The sequence below is a fragment of the Burkholderia sp. KCJ3K979 genome, from assembly GCF_016759955.1.
Taxonomy (GTDB): Bacteria; Pseudomonadota; Gammaproteobacteria; order Burkholderiales; family Burkholderiaceae; genus Burkholderia; species Burkholderia orbicola.
This window is the reverse complement of sequence record NZ_JACFYV010000370.1, coordinates 1-3,138: the sequence shown is the minus strand read 5'-3', so window position 1 is coordinate 3,138 and position 3,138 is coordinate 1. Positions and strand designations below refer to the sequence as shown.

The following is a 3,138-nucleotide window of genomic DNA, read 5'->3' as shown; positions in this document are numbered from 1 at the left end:
CGCCGTCATGCCACCCGACACGCCGCGGCGTCGGGCGACGCATCGCCCGTCACGCGGAAGCCGCGGCCTCCGCCGTGGCCGGCGCCCAGCCGCCGCCGAGCGCGCGATACAGCGCGATCGCATTCGCGAGCCTGAGCTGCCTGAGCCGGATCAGCTCCTGCCCCGACTCGTACGTGCTGCGCTGCGCGTCGAGCAGCTCGAGATAGGTCGCGACACCGCCCGCATAACGACGCTCCGCGAGCTTCAGCCGCGCGCCGTCCGCCGCATACACGTCCTGCTGCGCGACCAGTTGCCGGTCGATCCAGTCGCGCGCGGCGAACGCATCGGCCACTTCGCGAAACGCGGTCTGCACCGCCTTCTCGTATTCGGCGACCGCAATGTCCTTGCGCGCGTGCGCGACGTCGAGGTTCGCGCGATTGCGTCCGCCCACGAAGATCGGCAGCGTGATGCGCGGTGCGAACGTCCATACGCTCGTGCCGGCCGCGAACAGGTTCGAGAACGCGTCGCTCACCGAGCCGTAGTCGGTCGTCAGCGCGATGCGCGGGAAGAACGCCGCGCGCGCCGCGCCGATGTTCGCGTTCGCGGCCTTCAGCCGTGCCTCGGCCTGCCGGATGTCCGGCCGCCGTTCGAGCAACTGGCTCGGCGCACCCGGCGCCACGGGCGCGATCGACAGCGAATCGAGCGCGGTCGCGTCGTCCGGCACGTTGCGCGCGAAATCGCCCGCCAGCAGTTGCAACGCGCGGACGGCCTGCGCATGCTCGCGCTGCAGCGCGGCCTGCGACGCGCGCGCCGACGCCACCAGCATGTCGGCCGAGCGCAGCTCGATCGCGTCGCTCGTGCCGGCGGCATAGCGGCGTTGCGTGAGCGCGGCCATCCGCTCGCGCGCATCGAGCGTGCGCTGGGCGAGCGCCAGTTGCTCATGCAACGATCGTTCGGAAACGTACGCGCCCGCCACTTCGGCGATCACGCCGATGCGGACCGTGCGCTGCGCATCGGCCGTCGCGAAATAGTCGGCGAGCGCCGCCTCGGACAGGCTGCGCACGCGGCCGAACAGGTCGAGCTCGTACGCGCTGACGCCGACACCCGCGCGATACAGCCCGCTGATCGCGCTTTCGCGCACGACCGGGTCGTACTGGCGCGCGCGCTCATAGCCGAGATTCGCATCGACCGACGGCATCCGGTCCGCGCGCTGCACGCCGTACAGCGCACGCGCTTCCTCGAGCCGGCCGGCGGCGATCCGCAGGTCGCGGTTGTTCGCGAGCGCCGCGTCGATCCACGCCTGCAGCACCGGATCGGTGAAATACGCATGCCAGTCGTCGAGCAGCGCGGCATCCTGCGCGATGGCCGGTTCCGCGGCCGGCGTCGTGCCGCCGTCGACCGGCGCATAGGTCGCCGGCACCGGCGCGGCCGGGCGCTCGTACCGCGGCGCGAGCGAACACCCGGCGAGCGCGAGCGCGGCGGCCAGCGCGAGCGGTACCCTCAGCGCGCCACGTGCATTCAGCGCAAACATCATGGTTGCGAACCCTCCATCGTCGTCGGCTGCGCCCCGCCGCGCCGGCGTGGGCCGACGTCGAACAGGCGGCCGACGATCACGAAAAACAGCGGGACGAGAAACACCGCGAGCACGGTCGCCGTGATCACGCCGCCGAGCACGCCGGTGCCGATCGCCATCTGCGCGCCGGACGCGGCGCCCGACGCGAACGCCAGCGGCAGCACGCCGACGCCGAACGCGAGCGACGTCATCACGATCGGCCGCAGCCGCAGGCGCGCGGCCTCGAGCGCGGCGTCGACGAGCGACATGCGCTGCGCGACGAGATCCTTCGCGACCTCGACGATCAGGATCGCGTTCTTCGCGGACAGCCCGATCGTCGCGATCAGTCCCACCTTGAAATAGATGTCGTTCGGCATCATCCGCAGCGTCACGCCGAGCACCGCGCCGATCACGCCGAGCGGGACGACCAGCATCACCGCGAACGGAATCGACCAGCTCTCGTAGAGCGCCGCGAGCGCGAGGAACACGACGAGCACCGACAGCGCGAACAGCATCGGCGCCTGCGCGCCCGACAGCCGCTCCTCGAACGACTGCCCCGACCACGCATAGCCGATGCCGGCCGGCAGCTTCGCGGCGATCCGCTCGATCGCGCTCATCGCCTCGCCGCTGCTGTGGCCGGCCGCGGCCGAGCCGTTGATCGTGAACGACGGATAACCGTTGTAGCGCGTGAGTTGCGGCGGCCCGAGCGTCCAGTGCAGCGTCGTGAACGCCGCGAGCGGCACCATCTCGCCGCGCGCGTTGCGCACGCGCAGCTTCTTCACGTCGTCCGGATCGAGCCGGTGCCGCCCGTCGGCCTGCACCATCACGCGCCGCACCTGCGTGCCATGCATGAAGTCGCCGATATAGTCGGAGCCGAACATCACCGCGAGCGTCGTGTTGATCTCGTCCATCGACACGCCGAGCCCGGACGCCTTCGCGCGATCGATGTCGAGCTTCAGTTGCGGTGCATCCTGCGTGCCCGCGAACATCAGGTCGGTGAGCGCGCGATCCTTGCCGCCCGCCGCGAGCAGTTGCTCGCGCGCGGCGCTGAACGTCGCGTAGTCGAGCCCGCCGCGGTTCTGCAGCCGGAAGTCGAAGCCGCTCGACGAACCGAGATCGGGCAGCGCCGGCGAGTTCATCGCGAACACCGTCGTGTTCGGCGTGCCCGCGAAGCGCTCGTTGATGCGCGCGACGATCGACTGCACGTGATCGCGCGTGGCCTTGCGTTCCTTCCAGTTCTTCAGCGTGACGAAGATCATCCCGCCGTTCGGCCCTTCGCCGTACAGGTTGAAGCCGCCGAGCGCATACGTATAGGCGGTCGGCTCGTCGCGACGGATGGCCGACTCGACCGCGCGCACGCTCTGCATCGTCTCCGCGAGCGGCGTGCCTTGCGGGCGAATCACCATCACCATGAAGTTGCCCTGGTCCTCGTCCGGCAGGAACGCGGTCGGCAGTTGCGTGAGCATCAGCGCGGCCGCCGCGGTCAGCGCGCCGTACACGACGAGCCAGCGCACCGGCTTCTTCAGCATCGCGCCGACCCGCGTCGCGTAGCGCTGCGTCGCCCGCGCGACGAAGCGGTTGAACCCGCCGAAGAAGCCGCGCTTCTC

2 protein-coding genes are annotated in these 3,138 nt (G+C 70.7%); both read right to left on the bottom strand.

Annotated elements, in window-relative coordinates; translation table 11 throughout:
• Positions 1 to 49: 49 nt before the first annotated feature.
• Complete coding sequence (locus H3O04_RS34715) at positions 50 to 1,510, bottom strand: efflux transporter outer membrane subunit (RefSeq protein ID WP_202589451.1); 1,461 nt, start codon at positions 1,508 to 1,510, stop codon at positions 50 to 52.
• Positions 1,510 to 3,138 (bottom strand): efflux RND transporter permease subunit (locus tag H3O04_RS34710; RefSeq protein ID WP_202589450.1); only part of this gene is annotated, 1,629 nt, incomplete at its 5' end. The genes H3O04_RS34715 and H3O04_RS34710, both read right to left, overlap by 1 nt.